The sequence below is a fragment of the Methylobacterium sp. WL116 genome (assembly GCF_008039455.1).
GTDB lineage: Bacteria > Pseudomonadota > Alphaproteobacteria > Rhizobiales > Beijerinckiaceae > Methylobacterium.
In genome coordinates this window covers 1-1313 of the sequence record NZ_VRUV01000842.1, presented here as the reverse complement: position 1 = coordinate 1313, position 1313 = coordinate 1, and the positions used below count along the sequence as shown (strand labels likewise).

Here is a 1313-nt window from a genome sequence, read left to right as displayed (position 1 = left end):
GCGCACGCCACCGCTGCGCCCACGAGCGCCACCTTCCAACCCGACACCGGCACGCAAGCCTCCTCCGCCGACGCGGTTCGCCGGCAAACGGACCATGCACGGATCGCGGCCGATCCGCCGCCTCCGATCGCGGGCACCGCACGATCGCAGGTTCGGCGTTGCAACCGGGCCACGCCGTCGCCGGGTCGGCGCCCGGCCGCTCGAGCATTTTCCAGCAAGGTGGATCCCGGCTCGCGTGAAGAAAATGCTCTAGACCCCCTTGGGATGCGCGGCGAAGAAGTCGAGCATCGCGCGCGAGGCGTCGGGCCCGTGCGGATCGGTGAAGCTGCCGGCCCGGTCGCCGCCGGACCAGGCGTGGCCGGCGCCGCGCACCCGCCAATCCTCCAGCATCACCCGGCCCGCCGCGTCGGCGTAGCGGGTGCGGGTGTAGGGATGGCCGTCGCCGTCGAATTGCTCGCGCGAGGGCGTCAGCGCCGCGGCGCCCGCCTGTGCCAGCACCTGGTCGGCGTTGCGGATGCTCACCGTGGTGTCGTCCTCTCCGTGGAAGACGATCGTCGGCACGCGGGTGCCGCCGGGGCCGGCCGCGCCCATCTGCATCGCCATCATCGCCGAGCCGACGTCGCGGGCGCACGACGCGGCGAGGCCGGAATGCACGCCCACCGCCGCATAGAGATCGGGAAAAGCGCGGGCGATGTTGGCCGCCGCCGCCCCGCCGGCCGAGAGCCCGGCGATGAAGACGCGGTCCGGGTCGATCGCGTGCTCGGCCATCACCGCGCGGGTGAGCCCGGCGATGATCGCGGCCTCGCCGGTCTCGCGGCCCTGGTCGCGCGGCTCGAACCAGTTCCAGCAGCGTTGCGCGTTGGCGCGGCCGGTCTGGACCGGGTAGGCGACGAGCACGCCGTCGCGCTCCGCCAGCCGGTTCATGCCGGTGCCGACGGCGAAGTCGTCCGCGGTCTGGTTGCAGCCGTGCAGCATCACCACGAGCGCGGCCGGATTCTGCGGCCGGCTCGGGACGAACAGGCGATACTCGCGCGCACCCGCCGGCCCGGCGAAGCTTTTGGTGACGAGCGATCCCTCGCCCTCGGCGGGCTCGGCCGAGCGGCCCGGCATCGGCGGCTTGGCGAAGCCGAAGCCGGGCGCCAGCCCCTTCGTGTTGAGGCCTTTGGTGTTCAAGCCCTTGGCGCTCAGGCCCTTCAGCACCGGCGCCAGCCCGCGCACGACGCCGTCGACCGCGGCACGCAGCTTCTCCGGGATCGGGCCGGCCGACGCGGTTTCGGCTCGGGGCGAAGCGCTCCTCGGCGCGGCCTCGGGCC

Annotated in this window: 1 protein-coding gene; it reads right to left on the bottom strand. The window is 74.0% G+C overall.

Annotated features, from left to right (window positions below; translation table 11 throughout):
• Window positions 1-249: 249 nt before the first annotated feature.
• A partial coding sequence (locus tag FV223_RS27840) for a PHB depolymerase family esterase (RefSeq protein ID WP_147729899.1) occupies window positions 250-1313 on the bottom strand: 1064 nt, incomplete at its 5' end.